This is a genomic window from Pseudomonadales bacterium, from assembly GCA_013215025.1.
Taxonomy (GTDB): domain Bacteria; phylum Pseudomonadota; class Gammaproteobacteria; order Pseudomonadales; family DT-91; genus DT-91.
In genome coordinates, this window is the sequence record JABSRR010000322.1 from 1 (window position 1) to 1,772 (window position 1,772).

At 44.6% G+C, this 1,772-nt stretch carries 2 protein-coding genes; one reads left to right on the plus strand and one right to left on the minus strand.

The genetic code is table 11. The features are described from left to right. Positions 1-849: hypothetical protein (locus tag HRU21_13320; GenBank protein NRA43263.1), on the plus strand; the 849-nt coding region annotated here is incomplete at its 5' end. Between the two features lie 158 nt (positions 850-1,007). Here the strand turns inward: HRU21_13320 and tilS are convergent. Continuing rightward, the coding region (tilS, locus tag HRU21_13325; protein NRA43264.1) for a tRNA lysidine(34) synthetase TilS at positions 1,008-1,772 on the minus strand (765 nt) is incomplete at its 5' end.

Sequence of the window (1,772 nt, forward strand, 5' to 3'; positions counted from 1 at the left end):
TTAAATCGCGCCTATCGCATACTCAATAATGCCCAGCTCGCTCAAGCGATTTCAGTACGTAACGCGCCGCTGTATGAAGCTATTGAAGACGACATAGTTGAGCGACAACTTGGGGTAAGTTTTGTTTGGGACCTAGACGGCACTGAGAACACCCAAAAACGCGTCGATTTGAGTAATGATCAATTTGAAGACTATCAAAATTACCGCGATTATGAAGTGCTGCCCAACGCCGAAATCTGGGGAGATAATCAACGCTTTTCTGAAGGTTCAAGCTTATTTAGCGGCATTAAACGCATTAACCAAGCAAAGTCTGTGGTCGAGGCAAGCTTATCTAATGGTCGATACAGTTTTGACCTGCAAAAAATAAATGACGGCAGCGTTTCCTTAGAGGACATTCCGCTGATTTATTCATTGGTAAATAATCAGCGCTTAGCTTATGTTTACACGCTTAATTATATTAATCAATTTACCTTATTCATCAGCTTTGACCAAACGCGGGCCTATTTCTATCGCTCACCCATTGACACTGAAGCTGTTGCCAGCGTTAGCTATGCGGTTGACGTAGCAGCTGCCACTATTACTGTTAATACTGACGAGCTCTCACTTGAGAATCGTGACGCTTTGCAGCTCAGCCCGCATTTTAAGCCAATTATTACCGGGCCTTTCCTGAGTGACGATATTGATTTGAGCAACGGTAACAGTGATGCTTACTACTACACCGGCAAAGCCTATTACACCGCTGAAAAGTCAGCTGTCAGCCCAATATTTTTGTTTAACCCTAGCGCCAAGCAAGATATCGAAACGCAGTTTTTGCGCTGGCGTGAAGAAATCTATGACGACTTTTTTTAGCGCTTGAGGTTCGGCTCTCGGCTTCTATTGAATTCTCTATCTCTATTACTCTCTAGGACTTTCTTGGACTCTATAGGGCTCTCTAGTCCTCTTAAGGGATGTTAAGTCAGAAATTCAGCTTTAGCACAACAAGGCTTTATTAGGCCTTAATAACTTTATTAGCTCTTATTGTGCGCAGAACAGACAACTCTAATATCTTGGCAGCTATCTGCGACACAGATATCGGCCACTGCCAGCAGCGTATTATTGGCATAAATCAGCGGTAAACGATCGCGCTGCCAGGGCGGAATCGCATGTGCCTGCAAGATTTTTTTGACCTTCTGATGTTTACCGTGCAAAAGAATGGTCTCACCACCAAGCCTTGGTTTAACCTCAACACAGATGGCTTGATCGGCTTTTAGCTGATAATAATAGCCGTCCCAATTAAGCGTATCAGTGCTTTGCCATTGGCAGGCTGTCAGCGGCTCTGGGTTTATGTCTCTCAGATACAAACGTTGCTGATAGCGTGTTAAGGCAAGGCTTGGTGCATCTAGCACTAGGTTAACAGCGGTAGTTGATATGCAACTCTCCGCCAGCTGCTGCAACTGTTGTTCACCAAGTTGCAGCGCTTGCTGCGCTAACCAGTGGTTCAGAGCATTTTTCAAACGCAGGACTGAGTTGAAATGCTTAAGTTGCAAAAAAAGTCCTGCAGCATCTTGGCCCAATGCTGCGGCCAAATCGAGTTCTGCTAACTCTGCTAATAAGACAGCCGCCTCTTGCTGATACTCGGTATTTTTTACTAACCTGTTGACTGCCATTGGCCAACGCTGTTGCAGCGTAGGTAAGACTTGGTGGCGAATATAATTACGATCAAACGCCGTATCAAAATTTGAACAATCCTCAACATAGCTAAGCTTGAATCGGCTAACATAATCCCTAAGCTC